The organism is Rhodococcus zopfii NBRC 100606 = JCM 9919 (genome assembly GCF_001895025.1).
GTDB classification, from domain to species: Bacteria; Actinomycetota; Actinomycetes; order Mycobacteriales; family Mycobacteriaceae; genus Rhodococcus; species Rhodococcus zopfii.
This window is the reverse complement of the sequence record NZ_BCXI01000016.1, coordinates 21,859-43,735: the sequence shown is the minus strand read 5'-3', so window position 1 is coordinate 43,735 and position 21,877 is coordinate 21,859. Positions and strand designations below refer to the sequence as shown.

Here is a 21,877-nt window from a genome sequence, read left to right as displayed (position 1 = left end):
CGGACCGCATCGGCGGCTCGGCCATTGCCAAACACACGACACGGCCCCACCATCATCTGAGTGAGACGACATCGGCAGAGGATTGTCCGATTCGTCATGCGTTTCGATACCCTGCAGTTGACGACGGTCCGTCGAGGACCACCGATTCGGCAGCGGGGGCGTTCGGTTCAGGCCGCCGTGCGTTGTCTAAGGAGTCCTCGTGAGCGTTCCGCCCACCGGCCGCGTCGGCGTGCCGTCGTGGCGGGCGCTGCGCAGCGCGTTGCCGCGTCCGCGGCTGTCCGCACTGCTCGACCGGGGGTCGGCGCTGACGATGGTGTTCGCCCCGGCCGGCTTCGGCAAACGTACTCTCGTCGCCTCGTGGCTGAATGCCGGCGGCGCCCCGGACCGCTCGGTGCTGTGGGTGCCGCCGCTGCCGGATGACGCCACCGAGGACGCAGTCTGGACCGCGATCCTGGACTGTTGCCGCCGTGCCGGGTCGGCCGTGCCCGACGCCACCGCCGACCTACGGGACGATCTGCTCCGGGGCCTCGCCTCGTCGGACACACCGATCATGCTGGTGCTGTCCGGGATTGCGGTGTCGACCGGACGGATCCTCATCGCACCCCTGCTCGACCTGCTCGACGCATGCCCCGCCGTCGATGTGATTGTGTGCATGCAGGGCAGTACGTCCGCGCTGCTCGACATCACCGGCCGCGGCATCGACTGCACGTTCGTCTCCGCCGACGACCTGGCGTTCACCCGGGACGAGACCGCCGAACTCTTCCGCATCAACGGCATCACCCTGCACGATGCGGTTCTCGGCGACCTGCACGACGCGCTCGGTGGGGTGCCCACACTGGTGTCCGGGGCGGTCGCGGTCGTCCGCAACCGCCCAGGGAGCCGCACCGGTCCGCACGGTCTGTCCGATCCGGGCCTGGAGGCGCTGGTCGACCGGTACGTCACCGCTCGACTCGCGCGTCTCACCCCGGACGCGCGGGCGTTCGCACTGTCGATCGCCGCCGCCAGAAACATCACCCCGGAGGACGCTGTCGCCCTGACCGGACGGGAGGACGCGGGCCGGCTCCTGGTCCAGCTCGAGGCGGTCGGCCTGATGGTCGGCACGTTCGGATTCGGTCCCCCCACCTGGTGGTGGCCGAACGCCGTCCGCGACCGGATACTGCTGGTGTCGCGCCGCGAGAAGCCCGGGCATGTCGACGAGTTGCTGGGCCGGCTCGCGCTCATCGACATGGATGCCGGCAGGCCCGCGACGGCGGCGCTCTATGCAGCCGAATCCGGGAACTGGACACTCGCCGCGGACATCGTGTACCGCTCGTGGGTGGACATGGCCTCGAACCAGTTCGGCGAACTCGTCCGGGTGATGCGGGCGCTGCCCGACGAGGTGCTCGTCGACTACCCGGGCCTGCGAGCCGGACGTGCCCTGGTCACGATGATCGACGACCACCCCCTCCTGTGGGAGCAACTCGTCGACGATCCCGCGACCCTCACCGTCCCGGACCACCCCGTCGATGCCATCAACCACCTCTACGTTGCGACCGCGCAGACGATCGCGCTGCGCCGGGCCGGCAACATCACCGAGGCCGCGGTACGCACCCGGCAGTTCGAACCGTTCGTGGCAGGCCTGCTGGCGCGTCAGCCTGCCGCGCTCGGCGAGCAGCTGCCGCTGCTGCGGACACAGTGGGCCCTGACCCAGCAGCTCGCCGGGAACCTCCCCGAGGCGACGACCGTCTTCCGGCGCGCCTACCAGAACGGGGTGTCGTACGAGCTGGGGTTCGTAGCCCAGCAGTCGGCTGACGGGTCGGCGCTGGGCTGGGCGCTGGCCGGCGACAACACCCGGGTACGTGAGTGGCTCGACAGGGCACGCCGATACAACGGCACCAGATCCTGGCCGGGCGGGACGAAGGTGTCCGGCCGGGTCGCCGAGGTGCTGCAGCATCTCGACGTGCTCGACCTCGAAGCCGCGAAGGAACCGCTCGAGCTGCTCGGCCGGCCGAATGTCCACGAGGAACTGTGGGGGTTCGTCGCCTACGCCCATTCCCTGTACGCGCTGTCCGCACACGACGCCTATGCCGGGCTGACGTGGCTGCACCAGGCCGTGGCCGGGCACGCAGACCGGCACACCCCCGGCGCGTTCTCGCGAGTGCTGCTCACCGCGGCCGAGGTGGATCTGCAGCTCGCGCTCGGCAACGGCAACCTGGCCCGCGCGACGGTCGACGAGGATCCCAGCGACCACCCCTTCCTGGTGGTGGCGAATGCACGCATCGAACTGCTCACCGGTCACCCGGAACTCGCGTCGAAGATGCTCAAACGGATCTCCTGGACGGACTGCGGCTATCCGCGTGCTCATCTCGAGGCGCTGCTGATCGAGGCCGCGGCCCAGGTCGATCGGGACGGGCACGACGCCGCTGTGCGCGCATGGACCCGCGCGCGCATGCTCTCGGTCCGGCTCGTCAACCGCCGCGCGTTCACGATGCTGCCCCAGCGCTACCTCGAGATCCTGGTCGCGTGGAGCGGCATCCCGGTCCCGGGCGGACCGGTCGAATCGGTGTTCACCGACACCGTCGCGCGGGTCGAGTTGTCGCCCCGGGAAGCCGGGGTTCTGGTGCTGCTCGCGCGGGGATCGACCCTCGGCGAGATCGCAAAGGAACTGTACGTCTCCCCGAACACCGTGAAAACGCAGTTGCGCAGCATCTACCGCAAGCTCGGTGTGCACACGCGGTTCGAAGCGGTGGGTCGCGCACGGGAACTGCGGCTGCTTCCGACGACCGACCGCACCTGATCGCCGCGGCGCAGGCCGATTGGCGGCGTCACCCGGCGGGTATGCCCCGCGCATGAGCGACGAAACGCAAGCGCCACCGTCGGGACTCCACGTCGTCGTGACCGGCGCGACCGGCAACGTGGGCACCGCCGTCGTCCGGGCGCTCGGCGAACAGCCCACCGTGTCCTCGGTTCTCGGCATGGCACGCCGTGAGACCCGCTGGACCGCCCCGAAGACCCGGTTCGACGCGGTCGACGTCACCACCGGGGATCTGGACACCACGATGCGCGGCGCGGATGCCCTGATCCACCTCGCGTGGCTGTTCCATCCGACCCACAAACCCGAAAAGACTTGGGAGAACAACGTTCTCGGCACGATTCGGACACTCACGGCGGCCGCGGCGGCGCGGGTTCCGGTGATCGTGGTCGCCTCGTCGGTGGGCGCCTACTCGCCGGGCCCGGAGGACCGGCACGCCGTCGACGAGTCGTGGCCCACACACGGCTGGCCGGGCGCGGCGTATCCGCGGGAGAAGGCGTATCTCGAACGCTGGCTCGACGTGTTCGAACACGAGCACCCGCACACTCGGGTGGTGCGACTCCGTCCCGGTTTCATCTTCCAGCACGGCTCGGCGTCGGCGCAGCGCCGCATCTTCGGTGGCCCGTTCGTCCCCGGTTCGCTGGTGCGCGCGATCCCCGTGGTCCCCGCCATGCCCGGTTTGAGCATGCAGGTCGTGCACGCCGACGACGTCGCCGATGCCTACGTCCGGGCCGCGCTGCGACCGGTGAGCGGCGCCTTCAACATCGCCGCCGAACCCCCGGTCGACGCCCACATGCTCGCGGATCTGCTCGGTGCCCGGGTCGTCCCGGTGCGCAGCGGGCTCGTGCGGTCCGCGGCGGCTCTCGCGTGGCACACGCACCTCGCGCCGGCCGAGCCGGGACTGTTCGATACCGTGCTGCGGCTGCCGCTGATGGACTGCACGCGGGCACGATCCGAGCTCGGCTGGTCGCCGGTCCACGCCCCCACCGAGGTTCTCCGCGAGTTCGTCGACGGGCTGCGCTCCGGCGCGGGCCTGCCTACCCCGCCGCTGGCACCGGACAGCGTGCGCGGCCGGGTGCGGGAAGTCGCGACCGGTGTGGGGTCGCGGCCCTGACCGAAGGTCAGCTCTGCACGGAAACGCCGGAGGTCAGCTGCGCACGGAAACGCCGGTCGTCGGCGATCGATCCGCGGCCACACGGCGCTCGGCGCGCAGATCCAGGGTCCACATTCCGGCCGCGGCGACCGCGAGCGCGACACCGGCGGTACACGCCCCCGACCAGCCGCGCGTCGTCCACGCGAGAGTCCCGAGTGCCGAACCGGAGGCGCCGCCGATGAAATACACCGTCATGTACACGGAGTTGATGCGCGCCCGTGCCGCCGGTTCCAGCGCGTAGACGACGTTCTGGTTGGTGATGTGCACGCCCTGCACGGCGAGGTCGACGGCGACGAACCCGATGAGGAACCACGCGAGACTGTGCACGCCTGCGGCGAGCGCGGCCCACGACGCGACGAGCACGGCGAGGGAGACTCCGGTGGTGAGCTGGGTGTGGCCGCGGTCGGCGGCCCGGCCCGAGAGGTTCGCGGCGAGCGCACCGGCCACCCCGGCGAGGCCGACCAGGCCGATCTGTGCGTCACCGAAGCCGTACGGTTCGCCGGCCAGCAGGAACGTCATCGTCGAGAACAGGACCGCGATCGATCCGAACGACATCGCGCCGAGCAGCGCGCGGGTGCGCAACCGCCGATGCGTGCGCACGAGGGTGCTGAGCGACCGCAATGTGGCCGCGTAACCGGACGACGTGGTCGGCCGTGAACTCGGCAGGGTCCGCCACAACGCGACCGCGACAACGATCAGTGCGACCGCCCCGGCCCGGTACACGATGGTCCAGCCGCCCACTTCGGCGAGCACCCCGGCGATGCTGCGCGCCGACAGGATGCCCAGCAGCAGCCCGCTCATCACGAGGCCGACGGCCCGGCCGCTGCGCTCCGGTGCGGCGAGCGCCGCCGCGAACGGCACCAGAACCTGCGCGGCGACGGAGAACAGGCCGGTGACGGCGATACCCGCGGTGAGGACTCCGATGTTCGGGGCGAAGCCGCTGACCACCTGCCCTGCGGCCGCGAGGATCATCAATCCGACGGCGAGCCGGCGCTTGTCGAGCATGTCGCCGAGCGGCACGAGGAACAGCAGGCCCAGGGCGTAGGAAACCTGGGCGACGGTGACGGTGAATGCCGCCGCCGAGTGGGAGGTGCCGAGCGTCGTCGCGATGGTGTCGAGCAGCGGCTGGTTGAGGTAGTTCGCGCCCACGCACAACCCCGTCGCCAACGCCATGAGCAGCAGGACCGGGGTCGTCAGCGCGAAGCGGGGTGAAGCCATACCCGCCAGGCTTCCGTGCCCTGCCGCGTCTGTCCAACCGACCGTGCCGGTCCTGTGCCGAACCGACCGTGCCGGTCCAGTCCCGAACCGACCGTGCCGGTCAGTGCGGTCGCTGACGTTCCAGGGCCTCTCCGATGATCCGGGCGGCGTCGGGGAACGCCCCGGGATTGGGACCGGAAAAGTTCAGGCGCAGGTGCGGGCCGGTGGGTTCGGCGGGGAACCACTCGTCGCCCGCGGTCACGACGACCCCCACGGCCTCACAGTCGCGGACCAGCTCGGCGGCGTCGGTGTGTTCGGGCAGGCGCGTCCACAGGTTCAGTCCGCCCGCAGGCAGCGCATCGAGGTGCAATCCGGGCGCGTGCTCGCGCAGGGCCCCGGCGAGCAGATCCCGGCGGGCGGCGAGTTGCGGTCGCAGGCCGCGCACATGGGTGCGCCACGCGGGCTGGGTGACGACGTCGACGGCGACCGCTTGGAGCACCCCGCTGACGTACATCGACTGGGCCTGCACTTCGGCGAGAATCCGGTCGCGGGCGGGTCCGCGCGCGACGATCCCGGCGATCCGCACGGCCGGGGACACGCTCTTGGTCAGAGACCGGACGTAGACGACGTGCCCGCTGTCGTCGCGCGCCGCGATCGGCACCGGATCGGCGGTGATCCCGAAGTCGTGTGCCCAGTCGTCCTCCACGAGGAAGGCGCCGGCATCGCGGACGAGCCGGAGGACGTCGTCGGCCAGGTCTGGTGACCACTGCGCGCCGGTGGGGTTCGCGAAGTTCGGTTGCGCGTAGAAGGCGCGCGCGCCGGTGCGGTCGAAGGCACGGGCGAGCTCACCCAGGTCGGGGCCGCCGGCGCTGCTGGGCACGGGCACGACCTGCACCCCGGCCTGCGCGGCCGCGACCATCGCGCCCCAGTAGGTGGGAGATTCCACGAGCAGCGGGTTGCCGGCTCCCACCAGCGCGTGGAACGCGGCGCTGAGCCCGCTCTGACTGCCGGGCACGACGATGGTGTCGCTCGGTGTCGGAGGCGCGACACCGAGCGGGGCCGCGGAACCGAGTTCGGTCGCGAACCAGGCCTGGAGTTCCGGGATGCCCGCACTCGGCGGTCGGCCTACGACGGCGTCGCTGCGGGCGACCCGGCCGAAGGCACCTCGCACCAGCCGTTCCGGCAGCAGTTCCCGGTCGGGGTAGCCGGAGTGCAGGGCTACGACATCGTTCGGGACGGTGCGCAGCGAGGTGGGGAGCCGCGGGACACGGCGGTCGGGCGATCCGAGCGCCGCGGTCTGCCAGCCGTAGTCCGTCGGACCGGCCACGCGCACAGATCTGACGAAAGTGCCTACTCCGGGCCGGCTTTCCACCGACCCCTGTGCTTGGAGTGTCCGCAGCGCGGCCTGCACGGTGACCGGGCTTGCGTGATATTCGGCGACCAGTGCGCGCGTCGACGGCAGTTTCGCGCCGGGTGGTGCGGCCGCGATCCAGCGGCGGAGGTCGGACACGATCCGTGCACTACTGCTATCGTCGGACATGACACACAATAGTAGCGCTATCGCACAAGGGGACCGGGTGCTATCGAGCCCGGGGAGCGGCGGCCTGGGGTGGGGTCTGGTCGGCGTGGCGGCATTCTCGCTCACCGTCCCGCTCACGCGAATCACGGTGCAGGACGGCGCGATGTCGGCGATGTTCGCCGGGATCGGCCGCGCGGTCGTCGCGGCACTGCTCGCGGCCGTGGCGCTCGCCGTCACCCGGCAGCGACGTCCCCGCGGCACCCAGTGGTGGCGGCTCGCGGTGGTCGCCGGCGGTGTCGTGATCGGCTTTCCCGTCCTCACCGCGTACGCGCTGACCACGACCTCCGCGGCGCACAGCGCGGTGGTGATCGCCCTGCTCCCCGCGGCGACCGCGGTCGCCGCGGTGGTGCGGGGCCGGGAGCGGCCGCCGCGGTCGTTCTGGATCACCGCCGGCGTCGCCGCGGCCGCCGCGGTGGGGTTCGCCGCACTACGGTCGGGTGGACTCGGCGGACTGCACGGGGCAGGCCTGCTGTTGCTCGGCGCCGTCGTCGCCGCCGCAATCGGCTACGCCGAAGGTGGCTTGCTCGCACGCGAACTCGGATCCTGGCAGACCATCTCGTGGGCGCTCGTGCTCAGCGCACCGGTCACGACCGCCGTGACCGTGGTCGCGGTCGCCGAACACCCGCCGACCGGGGCGGCAACCGAGTGGGCGGCGTTCGCCTATCTGGCCGTGGTGAGCATGTTCCTCGGGTTCTTCGCCTGGTACCGAGGTCTGGCGATCGGTCCGATGACGCGCGTGAGCCAGATTCAGCTCACCCAGCCGGTGATGACGATCTGCTGGGCCGCGCTGCTCCTCGGCGAACAGCCGACGACGTCCGTGCTCGTCGGTGGCGCCGCCGTGATCCTTTGTGCCGCAACCGCTGTCCGCAGCCGGTCGGCGCCTGTGAGGCCCTTGTAGGCGCGACCCGGTTGTGCGGGCACAGGGTGCCGAGCCGGCGCAGCAACGAGCAACCCTTCCGCCTCACACCGCCAGCGCACCGCGGCCAGGACCCGCTCGCGGTGGCGCTCCGCACTGCCGAACAATGCTGCGTCACTGGTCGCACGCCGAAAATACAAGTGGGCGGAGTGCTCCCACGTGAAACCGATCCCGCCATGCAGATGGACGTTCTCCCTGGCACCCTCCAGGAAGGCCCGTCCGGACACTACCGCCGCCGCCGGGCGCAGCGCGTCGCCGCCTTCCTGGACGGCCGATACTGCGTGTATCGCGGCCGAACGCGCGTCATCGGCCGCGATCGCCATGTCTGCGCAGCGATGCTTGATCGCCGGAAAGGAGACGATCTTCCGGCCGAACTGGACCCGCTCTGCCACATAGGCCACCGCGGCGCCGTAGTACGTCAGGTTTCGCGCGCCGATCGCATCGGCGAGTGCGGCACCGGACACGAGGTCCATGTCGTTGCGCACCACACCGTCTACCTCGGACGGAGAGATTCCGGCATCGGCGAGCGCGGCCTCGCCGCCAGAGCCGTGACGCTGGTGCCGGAGTTCTTGGTATACGCGGATTCGCCGACCCCGACGATCGAGCACGCGTCGCGCTTCCAGCCGTCAGCCACGGGGCAGCAGCTCTTCGGTGTGTTCGCCGAGGAGCGGCGGACGAACCGGACCACCGAATCCGCCGGAGAACCGGTACGGCGCACCGGGGAACGTCGCCGTGCTGCCGTCCGCCATTTCCACAGGGAGGAAGAACTCGCGTGCCGCGAGGTGCTCGTCGCGCAGCACCTCCTCGGGGGCACGTAACGGGCCGATGGGCAAACCCCATCGTTGACCGTCCCGGTAGACGGTGTCGGAATCCTGGATGAGGAAGAACGCTTCCAGAAGACCCTGGATGTGCGGGAAGTTCTCCTGCCGGTGGGCGAGCGACAGATAGGCCTCGTCGACGAGGTCCGCGGCGATGCCGACCTCGTCCATCCACGAGGTCAGGGCCTTCCAGGCGAACTGGTCGGCGAGGATGAGCGCGAAGTAGACCCAGACCCCGTCCGCGCACTGGAACAGCGCCGGTTGGGTGAGAGTGGGTTGCGCGTGCCGGCAGGTCTGCCGCTGCACGATCGCCTTCGGATAGAACCAATACGGGTTGGCGAGTTCTCCGGTCACCGCGACGGACTCGTGCATCGACACGTCGACGAGCTGACCACGGCCTGTTCCCTGCCGCTCGATCAACGCCAGCAACGCTCCGCAGAACGCGTAACTCGCCGCTGTCATATACGCCTGGTTTCCACCCGGACGGATGGGCGGGATGGTGTGATCGTCATATCCGCAACTGTTGAGCAAGCCACCCGCGGCGAGACCGACCAGGTCCGATGAGAGGTAGTTCGCCCAGGGGCCCGTCAGCCCGAACGGCGAAACAGATACGGCGACGAGCTTCTCGTGACGTTCGCACAGGTCCTCGAGGTCGAGGCCGGCCTCGGCGAGGTCGACCGGCCGGCCCGTCGTGAGGAGAAGGTCCGCGGTCGCGATGAGCTCGGCGCGACGCGCGCGCCCCTCGTCATCGTCGGCCAGCACAACGGACTGCTTCGAGGTGTTGTAGGTCCAGAAGGTCAGGCTGTGATCCGGGTCCTCGATGCCCTCCGCCCACGGGCCGATGCGCCGGCCGGCGACGCCGCCTACCGGTTCGATCTTGATGACGGTCGCGCCCTGGTCGGCGAACAGCTTGCCCGTGTACTCACCAGCGGGGTCGTCGGTGATCTCGACGATCACCAGTCCGTTGAAGATCAGTTCCATCAGATCACACCCGCTTCGGTCAGCTGAGCGATCTCGTCGGGCTCGAGCCCGAGGATCTCGCCGAACACGTGGTCGTTGTCCTCACCGAGCAACGGCGCCGAACGCCAGTTCTCCTGAACCGTCTCGGTGAAGCGGATCGGAGTGCCCTCGAACTTCGCGACGCCGATCACCGGATGGTCGAGTTCGAAGAATGTGCCCCGGTGCGCGATCTGGGGATCTGTCTCCGTGAGATCCCGCGCGTTCTGGACGGCCCCCGCCGGCACGCCGGCGCTCTGCAGCAGTTCCATGGTCTCGTGCGGAGTGCGCTGGGCCGTCCACCGGGACAAGTGCTCGTCGAGTTCATCCTGATGTGCGAACCGCGATCTCTGGTCTGCGAACTGCTGGGGTGAGCGCGCCCACTCCGGGTCGCCGAGCACCGTCACCAGCCGTGTCCACTGCTCATCGTCGAATACCGCAACGGCAACCCAGGTGTCCTCGGCGGATCCGGGGTACACGCCGTGCGGTGCGGCCGGCTGGCCGAGGAGGCGATTCCCGGCCGGGTAGCCCGGACGTCGCGTCGGCACTCCATTGACGGAGGCGTTGAGCAGATCCGGACCCAGCAGGTTGATTCCCGCCTCGACGGCCGACACGTCGATCTCCTGGCCACGGCCGGTGGCGTTGCGGTGCAGCACCGCCATCAACAGAGCTGCCGAGTTGTAATAGGCCGCCTGATTGTCCATGTACGACAGGCCCCAGCCCGACGGCTCACGGTCGGGCAGACCCGAGATGAAAGAAATTCCCGAAACCGCCTGCACGACGGGTCCGTAACTCTTGTACTTGTGGTGCGGGCCATCGTGGCCGAAGCCGCTCATGCGGCCGTAGATGACCTCGGGGCTCAGCCGATCGAGCTCCTCGTAGGTCAGGCCCCACTTCTCCATCACGCCGGGTGCGAAATTCTCGGTGACAACCGAACTCGCGGCGATCAACTGCCGGACAAGCTGCTGGCCCCGTTCGGTCTTCATATTGATCGTCACGCCGAGCTTGTTCCGGCTGTAGTTGTTGAACAGGCCGCCCTTGTTCGGATCCGGATTGGGATCCTCTTCGCCGTAGGAACGCGCCTCACCCTTGTAGATGGGCAGTCGCCGGGGCATGTCGAGACGATCGTGTGCTTCGATCTTGACGACCTCGGCACCGAAATCCGCGAGCATGCGCGTCGCGACGGCCCCGACGCCCATCCAACAGAAGTCGGCGATCCGGATGCCCGACAGCGGACCGACACGCGCGCGCGGCCTCCGATCCACCTCCGACGGATTCTCCGCTGCAGTCATCGCGTGCCCTTCTCTCGATGTACGGCCCGGCGCGATCATGCGCCGTTCATTCGGGCGATCACAGTCACACTCGACACCTTCACCGTAAATCGTCATGATGAATCATTCAAGTGTCGAATCAGCTGACCCCACAGACCGCAGTGTGCGGGGTCAGCCAGTGCCCCAGCATATTCCGAACGATGCCTCGATCAGCCCTCGGCCATACGTCCACCGTCTACAGGCAGAATCGTCCCTGTCGTATGGCTCGCCGATCCGCCGGCAAAGTACAAGCCGCTCCCACAATCTCGCGAGGATCACCACCTCGCGGAATCGGCCGGCCCGACGCCAGATCATCGCACGCCTCACGATCCCAGCCCCTTGCCGATATCGGTGAAGAATGCACCGGCCATGATGCGGTTGACCCGAACCTCGGGACCGTACGCAGCCGCGACTCCCTTTGTCACCGCATTGCTCGGCTCTCGCCACACCGTACGGCACAGACTCGGGCACAGGCCTTTCCGACGCGTCGCTGCCGATATTGATGATCGAAACACCCCCGGCGGGGCCGAAACGCGCGTACATCGCGTCCACCATGACGGGGAGCGAATCCCCATCCCCCACGTGGCCCGCAAGGCCGAGTGCGTCGACGCCGGTCTTCCGCTCGATCTCGGCGGCAAGATCGATGCAGGACTGGGCCTTCCGGCCCGCAATCGCTGCGTGCGCCCCCTCTTCCGCAAACGCCCATGCCCTCTGCGCCCCAACACCGCGGCTCCCCCCCCGGCGATTAGGACAACCTTGCCCTGCAGGTTGTTTCGGTCGATTGTCACGACCACACCCGTCCATGATCGGGGTGATGGAGCCCGGCCCGATTTCATCAGTACAGTGATTCGCCGCCGTCGACGATATGGTTGACGCCTGTCACGAATCCGGCTGCGCTGAGATACACCGCAGCCGCACCCATATCGTCGACGCTGCCCGCGCGGCCCATCGGCACCGTCGCGGCCATCTTCTCGAAGACCTCGGGATTCCGGTCCAGTGCCATCGGAGTTGCGGTGATGCCGGGTGACAACGCGTTGACGCGCACGCCGTGTTCCGCGAGCTCGTAGGCGGCGACGCGGACGAACTGGTTCAACCCGGCCTTGGTCGTCGCATAGTGGATGGTTCCCGGGCGTGTGCCCAGTGCACGAATCGAGGAGACGACGAGAATGGATGCATTCCGGGACTTGTCGGCACGCGCGGCCATCCGCGTGGCGGCTTGATGGCAGGACCTGAACGTCCCGTTGACGTTCAGGTCCATCGTGGACTGCCAGATCTCCTCGGTCATGTCGAGGAACTTCACCATCGACCCGCTGCCGGCGTTCGCGACGAACACGTTCAACTCGCCGAACACCGTGTCCACCCGCTCGAAGAGCGCTGCGACCGACTCCGGCTTCCGGATGTCCACCTCCGCGATCTCCACCCGCTGGGCGGGGCCGGCCTGTTCACGCAGATCCTTCTGAGCGATCTCGAGTTGCGAGCGGCGACGGGCAGCGATCATCACGTGCGCTCCTGCGCGCACCATTGATTCCGCGATGCCCAGGCCGATGCCTTCGCTCGCGCCGGTGATCACTGCGTGCTGGCCGGCCAATGCACCGGCTGTCGTGGTGTCCGCGGTCATGGAATCTCCTGTCGGAAGGGGAAGCGTTGTGGTGGAATAGCGCTCAGATGTCGAGCACCAATTTCGGAGTCCTGGACCGGGAGACACAGGGCATCATTGTCGTACCCGATTCCTGCTCGTCGGCCGTCAGGACCGAGTCGCGGTGGTCCGGAGTGCCGTCGAGAACCGGTGTCTCACAGGTCCCGCAGGTGCCCTCGCTGCAGGAGGAGATGATGTCGACACCTGAGTCCTCCGCAACCTGGAGTATCGAGTGGTTCACGGGCACAACGACTGTCAGACCGCTCTGGGCGAACTCGACCTCGAACTCGCTGTCGGGTCCGTCCGCCTCCACGACCTTCGGCACGAAACGCTCGAGGCAGAGCGGGCGCGGCGTCTCCGTCGACGCGCACACCGACTCCAGAGCGGAGAGCAGACCTTCGGGTCCGCACGTGTACACCGAAGTTCCTGGCGCGGTGGCCGAGATCAGCGCGGCCACATCCGGAATCCCGTACTCGTCGTCGGGCCGGATCTCGACGCGGTCGCCGTACTTCGCAAGGTCGTCGATGTACGCCATCCCGGTACGGGCACGCCCGAGATAGACCAGGCGCCAGTCGGCGCCGGCCTCATCCGCCCGGGCGATCATCGGCAGCAACGGCGTGATGCCGATTCCTCCGGCGACGAAGAGCACTCCCCCGGCACCGGGCCGGAATGCGAAGTGGTTGCGCGGGCCTGCGGAAGCGACACGGCTGCCCACGACCAGGTGGTCGTGGATGTAGTCCGACCCGCCGCGACTGCTCGGTTCCCGAAGGACCGAGACGGTCCACTTGTCGGGCACGATCTCGAGGCCGGTCAGGGAATACTGCCGGACCAGGTCACCGACGTGCAGATCGATGTGCGCGCCGGGCTCCCAGCCGGGTAGGTCGCCGCCGTCGGGCAACGCGAGGGTCAGTTCGACGACGGAGTCCGCGACGAGGCGACGCGCGACCACACACAGTTCGAGATCCATGGTTCACTTTCCGGTTCACACAACAGGGGAGGGACGGTGCCCGGTGCCGACACAGCCGGACACCGGGACCGTGCGCATCATCCGTAGTCGCACCATTCGGTGAGGCGACCGTTCTGGAACGACATGATCGACAGCACCTTGAGCTTGCAGAACTCGCCGGCCTGCCCGAAGCCCGGGACGTCGACGGTCGCGGTGCCCTGCCAGGTGGTTTCGCGCATGACCGAATTGCCGGTGGCCGCCCAGCGGGTGGTCTCGCCGATCGAGCGGTCCGGGAAGACAGCCTTCATCTGTTCGACCGTCTCGAGCATCAGATCGCGACCGGTCGCCGCGACACCGCGGTTCTGATGCACGACGGTGATGTTCTCGTCGACGAGCTCACGCAGAGCATCGAGGTCGACCCTGTTCCAGGCGTCGACGACGGCCAGGGCGAGATCGAGAAGTTCCTGCGACTGAGGGGTTGTCATGGGGTTCCTCGGGGGGAAGTAGAGGTGGCGCAGTTGGGCAACTGCGTGTCAGGACAGGACGACGTCGACGGTGAACTCGTGGATGCCACGGGTCGGCATGGAGTGGTACTCGATCGGCTGTCCCTGGGAGAGTGCAAATCTCGGCATGCGCTCGACCATGCGCCCGAGGACCGTCGTCATCATCACACGGGCGAAGTTGGATCCGAGGCATCGATGCGGACCGATGCTGAATGCAATGTGGTTCTTGTCCTTGCGGTGCAGGTTCCACGTGTGGGGGTCGTCGAACTTGCGGGGATCACGGTTCGCGCCGTTGTAGGACGTCCAGACCTTTGCACCTTCGTCCAGCTCGGTTCCGCCGATTGTGACCGGGCACGTCGTGGTGCGCTGGAGAACAGTGACATTCGCGAACATCCGCAGTCCTTCTTCGACCGCGTCGGACACCAGGGTGGGGTCGGCAACAAGCTCGGCCCAGTCGTCGGGGTGCGTTGCCAGGTGGTGAATCGTTCCGCCGAGGACGGTTCCGGTGGATTCCAGGCCGGCGATCGACAGCGGCAGGACGACTGCGATGCGCTCCGAGAGGGTGGGTTCGCGGCCGTCGATCGTCTCGACGGTGGCGACCATACTGACGAGGTCCCCGTCGATGGGGTTCGCCATCCGTTCCTTCACGAGTTCCTCGATGGCAGAGTAGAGACTCACGTAGGCCTCACCCGACGCCTCGGGTGTCTCGGCAACGAAGATGTCGTGTGCCCACCGCATCCAATCGTCGATCCTGTCATCGCCCAGGAGCAGAAGGTTGGTGAAGACGGCCCGCAGCTGGAGCGGGCGGAGGAAGTCCTCCATCACGCGGAAGCGGCCCGATGCGATGCCTGCATCGAGTAGCGCGTCGATTGCCGCAGCGAACGTCGGCACGAAGCGACGCATCTTCTCTTCGGTCAGTTCAGGATTGAGCAGCTTCCGCCAGTCCGTCTGCGCGGGTGGATCAAGGTCTTCGGGCAGGAAGCGGCCCTCGTTCTTCGGAGCCTCGGAACGGTTGTCGCCGCCCAGGATGGCGACGCCGTACTCGGACGAGAATCGCTTCCAGTCCCGCAGGATCTTGAAGACGTCCTCGTAGCGGGTGGCGACGTAGCACGGCGTCTCGCCCTGCATGTGCACCTCGAGCGTGTCGGAGTCCTGCATCCGGTTGATCTCGGGCCAGAAGTTCTCGTTGAACTCACCGGACCAGAGATCGACGGGACATCCGGTCCGCGTCTGTCCTTCGGGGGTCAGCTGTTCGGTCATGTTCGGATTCCCTTTCACACCAGAGTGATTGCGGATTCGGGGCACACGGCGACGATCTCTTCCGGATCGACGTTCTCCGGCACTGCACCTCCGCCGAGGAGGACGGCCCGACCTTCGTCATCGGCATCGAACAGTTCGGGGAACCGTGCGTAGCAGCGTCCGTGGGCCTGGCAGTAGTCGTGGTCGACAGCGATTCTGGGCATCGTGGACTCCTAGGATCGGGCCAGCTGGCCGCCGTCGACGGGGATGGCCACGCCGTGGATGTAGCGCGCCTCGTCCGACGCCAGCCATGCCACTGCGTTGCTGACATCCTCGGGCTCGACCCACGGGATCGGCAGCAGCGTCAGCTGGGCGAACAGGTCGGCGGCGTCGTCCGCAGTGGGGTTCGCGAGATGCGGCAGGAACATCTTGAGCAGGCTCTCGTTGATCGCCATCGGGGTGTTGACCGCGCCCGGGTTGACGGAGTTCACCCGGATGTTGTGCTGGCCGACTTCGTTGGCGAGCGACAGCATCAGGCCCTGGAGCCCATGCTTGGACGCGGCGTAGTGCGACTGCCCCGGCGCGCCCCGCAATCCGACGGTGGAACTCACGAAAACGACGGAGCCGCCCTCGCCCCGCTCGATCATCTGGGGCAGCACCGCGCGGCATGCATGCCAGGCGCCGACGAGGTTGGTGTCGAGGATGTCGGACCACTGCTGGTCGGACAGTCCGACAACCTGGCCCTGATTCGAGATGCCGGCGTTCGACACGAGAATGTCGATGCGACCGAACTCGGCGAGAGCCTCGTCCGTCACCGCCTGGAGCGACGCAAGATCCCGCACGTCCGCGGCGCGCGCGATGATCCGCCGGCCTTCCTTCTCGACAAGGCGGACCGTTTCCTCGAGATCCTCCGGGGTGCCCTGGGAGTAGTCCAGGCGGTCCTGCTGCTTGCACAGGTCGACGGCAACGATGTCCGCGCCGTCCTGCGCCAGCTTCACCGCGTGAGTGCGACCCTGGCCGCGTGCCGCACCGGTGATGAATGCAACCTTGCCGTCCAACCGTGTCATGTACGCCTCCTGAGCGCTGCAGCGGAATAGCTTGATGCGAAGGACTATTCGTCCGAAAGAAGTAGGAATGATGCCTCCGCCGGAGCGGAATCGGCAACCGGCCCATCGAGTGACCGGGATCACTTGGGTTCCGACAACGACTATATTGCTCATGATGAACTCGTAAGTCAAGGGTCGCCCAGGAAGATTTCGGGAGGCCGGGCTCGGGACGCCCAGCGCGGTGATCCGGGTAGGTTCCGGACCGACCAGTCTTCTTCAAAGAGAATGCCCGGCAGGATAATTCACGGCCGGGCAAGGAGAGCAGTCGAAATCGACGTGACGCAATGTCACGTGCCGGAAGGGCCTACAGCCATTCCACCGAAGAATCCAGCGAGTTGTTCAACCGTTCACGGCAGTACGCCACTACCCCACGGAGGTGCTCCTCCATCAGCTCACTCGCCTTTCTGGGATGACCGGCGATTACCACCTTGGCGATGTGAAGATGATCGTCGATGAGGACATCGTTCAATTTCCGCGGGTCGTCGACGACTGCGACATGATGAGCGACGATCTGCCCGTATGTTTCGAGACTCAGTGCCAGAACACGGTTTCCGGCCAGACTGGCCACCGCGTGATGAAACCCTGCGTGCGCTTCCAGATAGGAGTCCAGATCGTCGTGCTCGGTGTGGGAATCCTCGTCGGCGAACGGCTTCATCACACTCGCTCGCAGGGCGGCGTCGGGATTGCGCGCCGCACGATCAGCAAGTTCGCCCTCCGCCCAGATCCAGGCATCGAACAACTCGCCGTAGGTGGCACCGGACATGTTGTAGAAGAGAGCGGAAACCCGGCCCAGATGCGCCGAATCGACCGTTCCCACAACGGGTCCGCCGCCAGGCCCGCGCCGGATGGTGATCATCCCCTGAACCTCGAGCAGCCTCAGCCCCTCGCGGAGCGACTCACGGCTGACCCCATACTTCTCCAGCATCGCCGCTTCGGCCGGAAGACTCGCCCCCGGCTCCAGCCCTTCGACCTTGATATCACCCACGATCGACCGCGCGACGATCTCGGCCGCTTTCAACGGCCGCAGCAGCGTTGCATCACGTCCTGTCCCGCCGACCTCATTTCCGTTGCTCTTGTGCCGCACCCCAGTTCTCGGCATTGCGCCCCCTCTTCCATGAGTGTGTTCTCGCCCGGCCACCGTACGCAGCCTCCGAACGGAGCTTCACTCCCGTCCCTGAGTAGACCGACGTGATCATGCCGGCCACCGGTGGACGGATGTTCGCTCCAATGGCCGACCGGATGCAGGACCTGCTACACACTCAGCCCGATGGACGGCACGCTTCACCTCATTCTCACTACGTGTTATCCACGTCACACAGACGCCTATTCATCATGATATAAATAGGGTCGCGTTGTCCAGTCCCCACGAGGGGCGGTGTCGCCGAGTACAGGGAAAGCGCACAGTAGCAACGGGCTCAGCGGCGCGACGCCCCGATCAGCGCGAAGCGTGCGCCCGGGTCGACCCATTCATGGCGCACGACGAATCCCGCGTCGGTGAGTTCCTGGGCGATGCCGTCGAGCCGGAACTTCGCGGAGATCTCCGTGCGTAGCTGCTCACCTGCGTCGAACGAGACCTCGAGATCCAGGCCGGGGATCTGCACGGTCATCGCCGCGGTGGCCTCGAGCCGCATCTCGATCCATTCGTTGTCCGCGTCCCACAGAGCCACGTGCCGGAAGCGGTCCGGCTCGAAGTTCGCGCCGAGCCGTCGGTTGAGCACATGGAGCACGTTACGGTCGAATGCGGCCGTGATCCCGGCCGCATCGTCGTACGCGGGGACGACGATCTCCGGGTCGACCACGAGCCCGACGCCGAGCAGTAGCCACTCCCCCTTGTCCAGGGTCGCGGCGAGCCCGGTCAGGAACTCGGCCCGCTCGGCCGGGACCAGGTTCCCGAGCGTGCCGCCGAGAAACGCGATCAGGCGCCGGCCGCCGGCGGGCAGATGGCTCAGCGAACCGGTGAAGTCCCCGACCACCCCGCGTACCGTGAGGTCGGGGTATTCCGCGGACAGTCGGGTCACCGCGCTCTGCAGGGCCGCCTCGGACACGTCCTGCGGCACATAGGTGTGTAGGTAGGGGGCGAGCGCGTCGAGCAGCAACCGGGTCTTCTCCGACGATCCCGATCCCAGCTCGACGAGCAGCTCCGGCCGCATCGCGTCCGCGATATCGGCTGAGAAAGCCTGCAGCAGTGACCGTTCGGTTCGGGTCGGATAGTACTCGGGCAGTCGGGTGATCTGTTCGAACAGTTCCCCGCCGCGCTCGTCATACAGCCAGGTCGGCGACAGCCACTTCGGGGTCGCGGTCAGGCCGCGGCGGGCGTCGGCACGCAACGCCTCGTCGAGATCGGCCGGAGTCAGATAGACGTCGACGGTCATGTGCTGGCGACCTCCAGGGGGGACACGATCAGATGTCCCGGTCGGGCGCTGACCAGATGCCGGTCCGGCACCTGCTTCCAGCGCGGATCATCGTCGTACGGTTCCGAGGTCACCACCGCGACGCGCTCGTCGACGAGCACCCACAACGAGTGGTACCACGCGGTCGCCCACAGCCCCGATTCGTTGCACAGCAACAGATTCAACCGGGACTGCGGGGACAGATCGAGGACATCGCGGACGAGCCGCATGAGCGCCGCTTCCGGCCTGTCGGTACGCAAACGCGACCGCAGCAGCATCCACAGTGTCGCGGCGTCGGTGGGCGATTCGAGTCGCAGCAGCTCCGCCACCGGAAGCCGCTGCGCGAGCGACACGAGCGTCCCGGGCCAGCCGACGACCCGGCCGTTGAGGCTGAACGCCCATCGGCCGTCCGTGAACGGGGCGGCCGCGGACCGCTCCACCGGCATACCCTCGGTCGCGGAGCGGAGCGCGGCGAGCATCGCGCCGGTGCGGATCGACGACATCCCTTCGTTCACAAAGGGATCCGACCAGATCGGCTTGTCACTCCGGTACCGGCCAGGGACGCCGTCGGGGGTCCACCAGGCCACCCCGAAGCCGTCGGCGTTGACGGTACCGCCGCCGCGCATGTCCTTCGGCGCCCACGACTGACGCACCAGCGAGTGCGGCCCGCCGGTCACCAGCGACCGTGCCGTTCGCACCGGACCGAGGTAGCCCAGGTGCCTACACATCCGCAACGTCCGGTGGAACGGGTATGTCTCGGGCGCAACGGAATCCGGAGAATATTTGGCGCCGGATCGGATGGTCCCAGTTGCGGAAGGTTCCGCGGCACGCAACCGGGTCCGTGCCGAACGAGCCACCGCGCAGAACCCGGTAGTCGCCGCCGAAGAACACCTCGGAGTACTCGCGATAAGGGAACGCCCGGAAACCCGGATACGGTTCGAAACCCGACGACGTCCACTCCCACACGTCACCGATCAGTTGCTGCACCCCGAGCGGCGACGCTCCCGCCGGATACGCGCCGACGACCGCAGGCCCCAGGTGCCGTTGCCCGAGATTCGCGTGTTCGGGACCGGGATCGGTGTCGCCCCAGGGGTATCGGGTGCTGCGCTGCTCGCCCGGATTCCACCGCGCAGCGGTCTCCCACTCGATTTCGGTGGGCAGCCTCTTACCGGCCCACCGCGCGTAGGCGTCCGCCTCGTGGAAACACACGTGGACCACCGGTTCGTCGGGCTGCACCGGGACCGTGACCCCGAACCGCCGACTCCACCACGTACCGTCGTGTTCGCACGTCCAGAACTGCGGGGCCTCGAGACCCGCACGAACTCGGTGCTCCCAGCCGGCCTCGCTCCACAGCTCGGGGCGGTCGTACCCACCGTCGGCGATGAATTCGAGATAGCGGCCGTTGGTGACCGGCACGGTGTCGATGCGGAACGCGGGCACCTGCACGCGATGCGCGGGCCGTTCGTTGTCGAGCGCCGAGGGATCGGTGGACGTACCGATCTCGACTTCACCGGCCGGGACGGTGATCTCGTCCGTCTCGGCCGGACGTCCCGTGCGCGGCGCGTCCGGGGCGAACAGCACCGGTGGCCCCGAACGCAACTGGTGGGTCGCAAGCATCGTCTCGTCGTGCTGCTGCTCGTGCTGCACGATCATCGAGTACACGAATCCGTCGCGGGTCAGTTCGGTGTCGAATCTGCAGCGCTCCAACGATTCCGACACGCGCGCCCGCACATCGTCGGCATACCGGCGGGCCTGCCCCGGATCGAGCAACGGCAGGCCGCTGCGGGTGGCCCGCGGATGACGGAACGCGTCGTACAGTTCGTCGAGGTCGCGGCGCTCGGCGTCCAATCCCGCGGCTTCGCGCAGCAGCCAGCGTTCCTCCTGGTTGGCGATGTGCGCGAGATCCCAGACGAGCGGGCTCATCAGCGGCGAATGCTGCGCCGTCAGATCGTCGGCATCGAGGTCGGTCAGCGCAGCCGTGCGGGCACGGGCGCGGGCGAGATCCCGCATCACCTGTGCCCGCAGCGCGCTCACCGGCTCTGATCCTCCGGGCCGCGACCGCGGCAGCACCGAACCGCCGCGGCGTCGAGCGCCGCCGTGAACCTCATGTCCGGCGACGCCTCCGCCGCCAGAGCCAGTAAACCAACTGCCGCAGCACGCAATTCGAGACTTCCGAGGCCGTGCTCCGCGGCTTCCTCCCACCGGCCCGCGACCGGCGCGGTAATCGCCTCGGCCTCGTCCATCACCGCACGTGACGTCAGCAATGCCTCGATCGCCGCGACCGGCACCTGCCACAGGTCTCCCGGTTGCGCATCGAGATAGCGCACCTCGAAGTGCCCGCACGGCCGCACCGGCGGAAACAGTGTCGTCAGGTGGTAGTCCAGATCGTCGGCAGTGGGACGGCGACCCAGGTCCCCGTCCAGGGAACCGGCCAGCCAATCCGCGAACGACGCGTCCGGCGGCGCATACCAGTCCGAGCCGGCCGATTTCACGCACAGCAGCGGCGCGTCGAGCGCCCACGCCGGGTACTCGGCGGGGTCGGAGACCGAAGTGGTGCGGCCGGGGTCGAGCTGCAACCAGGTCCGCATGCGCTGCGACACCCAGTTCCCGTCCGGAACACCGTTGAGCTCAGGAGAACACGCAAATGCGGCGATCATCGCCGGTCCGATCGCGTGCAACAGCCGCCAGCGGCGGCGCAACTCGTCGTCGTCCGCGCCGGCGTCGACGCTCACCTGCACCGCGGCAGTGCTGTTCATCATCAACCGCCCCATCGGGCCGATCCGGTCGAACCGCAGTTCCATCGCGCTGTAGCGCGGGGTGCGCAGCAGCCGCCGCGGGGGGCGCACGTCGTCGCCGGCCGAATCGAGCATGAGCAGCGAACGCCGGGACAGCAGCGAGCGCAGCATGCGGGCGTCCGCGACGAGACGGTCGCACACCTGCCGCGCCGACGCGCACGGCACGCTGGACAATTCGACCTGGCCGCCGGGTTCGATGCTGACCACACTGCCCGACGGCAACGGTCGCGCCGACGACGCCGCAGCCACCGTCCGCGGGGCGTGCACACCGAGCGCATCGACGATCGCCTGGAGCTCGGGGCGGGCGGCGGTGCCGTCCGCGCGGGCGGTGAGCCATTCCAGCTCCACCCCGATCAGCCGCGGCGGCCCGAACCGGAAGCTGCTGCGGCGTATGTGGGCCTCCGCATCGGCCCGCGACGTGAGAGCAGCGCGCGAGGACGCCGTGTTGATCGCGGTCACCACTCGATCACCCTCTCTCGCCGCCGAGTCAGGACAGGGACGA

At 68.0% G+C, this 21,877-nt stretch carries 18 protein-coding genes and 1 pseudogene; 3 read left to right on the top strand and 16 right to left on the bottom strand.

Annotated elements, in window-relative coordinates; translation table 11 throughout:
* Positions 1 to 199: 199 nt before the first annotated feature.
* Entirely contained in the window at positions 200 to 2,776 is a 2,577-nt protein-coding gene (locus tag RZ1_RS12045; RefSeq protein WP_072812149.1) for a LuxR C-terminal-related transcriptional regulator, read from the top strand.
* Positions 2,777 to 2,828: 52 nt separating this feature from the next.
* On the top strand, positions 2,829 to 3,905 hold the full coding sequence (locus tag RZ1_RS12040; RefSeq protein WP_072812147.1) for an NAD-dependent epimerase/dehydratase family protein: 1,077 nt from the start codon (positions 2,829 to 2,831) through the stop codon (positions 3,903 to 3,905).
* 33 nt (positions 3,906 to 3,938) lie between these two features.
* Here the strand turns inward: RZ1_RS12040 and RZ1_RS12035 are convergent, their stop codons facing one another.
* Both RZ1_RS12035 and RZ1_RS12030 read right to left on the bottom strand, forming a co-directional pair.
* Positions 3,939 to 5,162 (bottom strand): MFS transporter, encoded by a 1,224-nt coding sequence (locus RZ1_RS12035; RefSeq protein ID WP_072812145.1) that lies wholly within the window; start codon positions 5,160 to 5,162, stop codon positions 3,939 to 3,941.
* 100 nt (positions 5,163 to 5,262) lie between these two features.
* Positions 5,263 to 6,681 carry an aminotransferase-like domain-containing protein gene (locus RZ1_RS12030; protein WP_072812333.1) on the bottom strand — a complete coding sequence of 473 codons (1,419 nt, stop codon included), beginning with the start codon at positions 6,679 to 6,681 and terminating at the stop codon, positions 5,263 to 5,265.
* Between RZ1_RS12030 and RZ1_RS12025 the strand changes: the two genes are divergently transcribed.
* Entirely contained in the window at positions 6,680 to 7,618 is a 939-nt protein-coding gene (locus RZ1_RS12025) for a DMT family transporter (RefSeq protein ID WP_083583649.1), read from the top strand. The two genes, RZ1_RS12030 and RZ1_RS12025, sit on opposite strands and share 2 nt — an antisense overlap.
* A gap of 140 nt (positions 7,619 to 7,758) precedes the next feature.
* On the opposite strand, the pseudogene RZ1_RS31270 reads toward RZ1_RS12025, so the two are convergent.
* The 14 genes and pseudogenes from RZ1_RS31270 to egtA form a co-directional block, all read right to left on the bottom strand.
* Positions 7,759 to 8,109 (bottom strand): annotated as a pseudogene (locus tag RZ1_RS31270) (acyl-CoA dehydrogenase family protein); the annotation flags it as partial.
* Positions 8,110 to 8,262: 153 nt separating this feature from the next.
* Positions 8,263 to 9,435 (bottom strand): CaiB/BaiF CoA transferase family protein, encoded by a 1,173-nt coding sequence (locus RZ1_RS12010; RefSeq protein WP_072812141.1) that lies wholly within the window; start codon positions 9,433 to 9,435, stop codon positions 8,263 to 8,265.
* Positions 9,435 to 10,742, bottom strand: coding sequence for a CaiB/BaiF CoA transferase family protein (locus RZ1_RS12005; protein ID WP_072812139.1), 1,308 nt, complete (start codon positions 10,740 to 10,742; stop codon positions 9,435 to 9,437). The genes RZ1_RS12010 and RZ1_RS12005 overlap by 1 nt, the downstream gene beginning before the upstream one ends.
* 853 nt (positions 10,743 to 11,595) lie before the next feature.
* Positions 11,596 to 12,378: an SDR family NAD(P)-dependent oxidoreductase gene (locus tag RZ1_RS11995; RefSeq protein WP_072812137.1), complete on the bottom strand. Its 783-nt coding sequence runs from the start codon at positions 12,376 to 12,378 to the stop codon at positions 11,596 to 11,598.
* 43 nt (positions 12,379 to 12,421) lie between these two features.
* The gene (locus tag RZ1_RS11990; RefSeq protein ID WP_072812135.1) at positions 12,422 to 13,363 is read right to left on the bottom strand and encodes a PDR/VanB family oxidoreductase; all 942 of its coding nucleotides are present in this window, start codon (positions 13,361 to 13,363) and stop codon (positions 12,422 to 12,424) included.
* Between the two features lie 77 nt (positions 13,364 to 13,440).
* The gene (locus tag RZ1_RS11985) at positions 13,441 to 13,827 is read right to left on the bottom strand and encodes an ester cyclase (protein WP_072812133.1); all 387 of its coding nucleotides are present in this window, start codon (positions 13,825 to 13,827) and stop codon (positions 13,441 to 13,443) included.
* Positions 13,828 to 13,875: 48 nt separating this feature from the next.
* A complete protein-coding gene (locus RZ1_RS11980) occupies positions 13,876 to 15,105 on the bottom strand; it encodes a cytochrome P450 (RefSeq protein ID WP_072812331.1) in 1,230 nt (409 codons plus the stop codon).
* Positions 15,106 to 15,119: 14 nt separating this feature from the next.
* A complete protein-coding gene (locus RZ1_RS11975; protein WP_072812131.1) occupies positions 15,120 to 15,308 on the bottom strand; it encodes a ferredoxin in 189 nt (62 codons plus the stop codon).
* Between the two features lie 9 nt (positions 15,309 to 15,317).
* On the bottom strand, positions 15,318 to 16,151 hold the full coding sequence (locus tag RZ1_RS11970; RefSeq protein WP_072812129.1) for a mycofactocin-coupled SDR family oxidoreductase: 834 nt from the start codon (positions 16,149 to 16,151) through the stop codon (positions 15,318 to 15,320).
* 343 nt (positions 16,152 to 16,494) lie between these two features.
* On the bottom strand, positions 16,495 to 17,274 hold the full coding sequence (locus RZ1_RS11965; RefSeq protein WP_238071891.1) for a FadR/GntR family transcriptional regulator: 780 nt from the start codon (positions 17,272 to 17,274) through the stop codon (positions 16,495 to 16,497).
* A gap of 331 nt (positions 17,275 to 17,605) precedes the next feature.
* Positions 17,606 to 18,562: an L-histidine N(alpha)-methyltransferase gene (gene egtD, locus RZ1_RS11960; RefSeq protein WP_072812125.1), complete on the bottom strand. Its 957-nt coding sequence runs from the start codon at positions 18,560 to 18,562 to the stop codon at positions 17,606 to 17,608.
* The gene (gene egtC / locus RZ1_RS11955; RefSeq protein WP_072812124.1) at positions 18,559 to 19,308 is read right to left on the bottom strand and encodes an ergothioneine biosynthesis protein EgtC; all 750 of its coding nucleotides are present in this window, start codon (positions 19,306 to 19,308) and stop codon (positions 18,559 to 18,561) included. The genes egtD and egtC overlap by 4 nt, the downstream gene beginning before the upstream one ends.
* Positions 19,301 to 20,590: an ergothioneine biosynthesis protein EgtB gene (gene egtB / locus RZ1_RS11950; protein ID WP_072812330.1), complete on the bottom strand. Its 1,290-nt coding sequence runs from the start codon at positions 20,588 to 20,590 to the stop codon at positions 19,301 to 19,303. The genes egtC and egtB overlap by 8 nt, the downstream gene beginning before the upstream one ends.
* Positions 20,591 to 20,610: 20 nt before the next feature.
* Complete coding sequence (gene egtA / locus RZ1_RS11945; protein ID WP_072812121.1) at positions 20,611 to 21,837, bottom strand: ergothioneine biosynthesis glutamate--cysteine ligase EgtA; 1,227 nt, start codon at positions 21,835 to 21,837, stop codon at positions 20,611 to 20,613.
* Positions 21,838 to 21,877 lie beyond the last annotated feature (40 nt).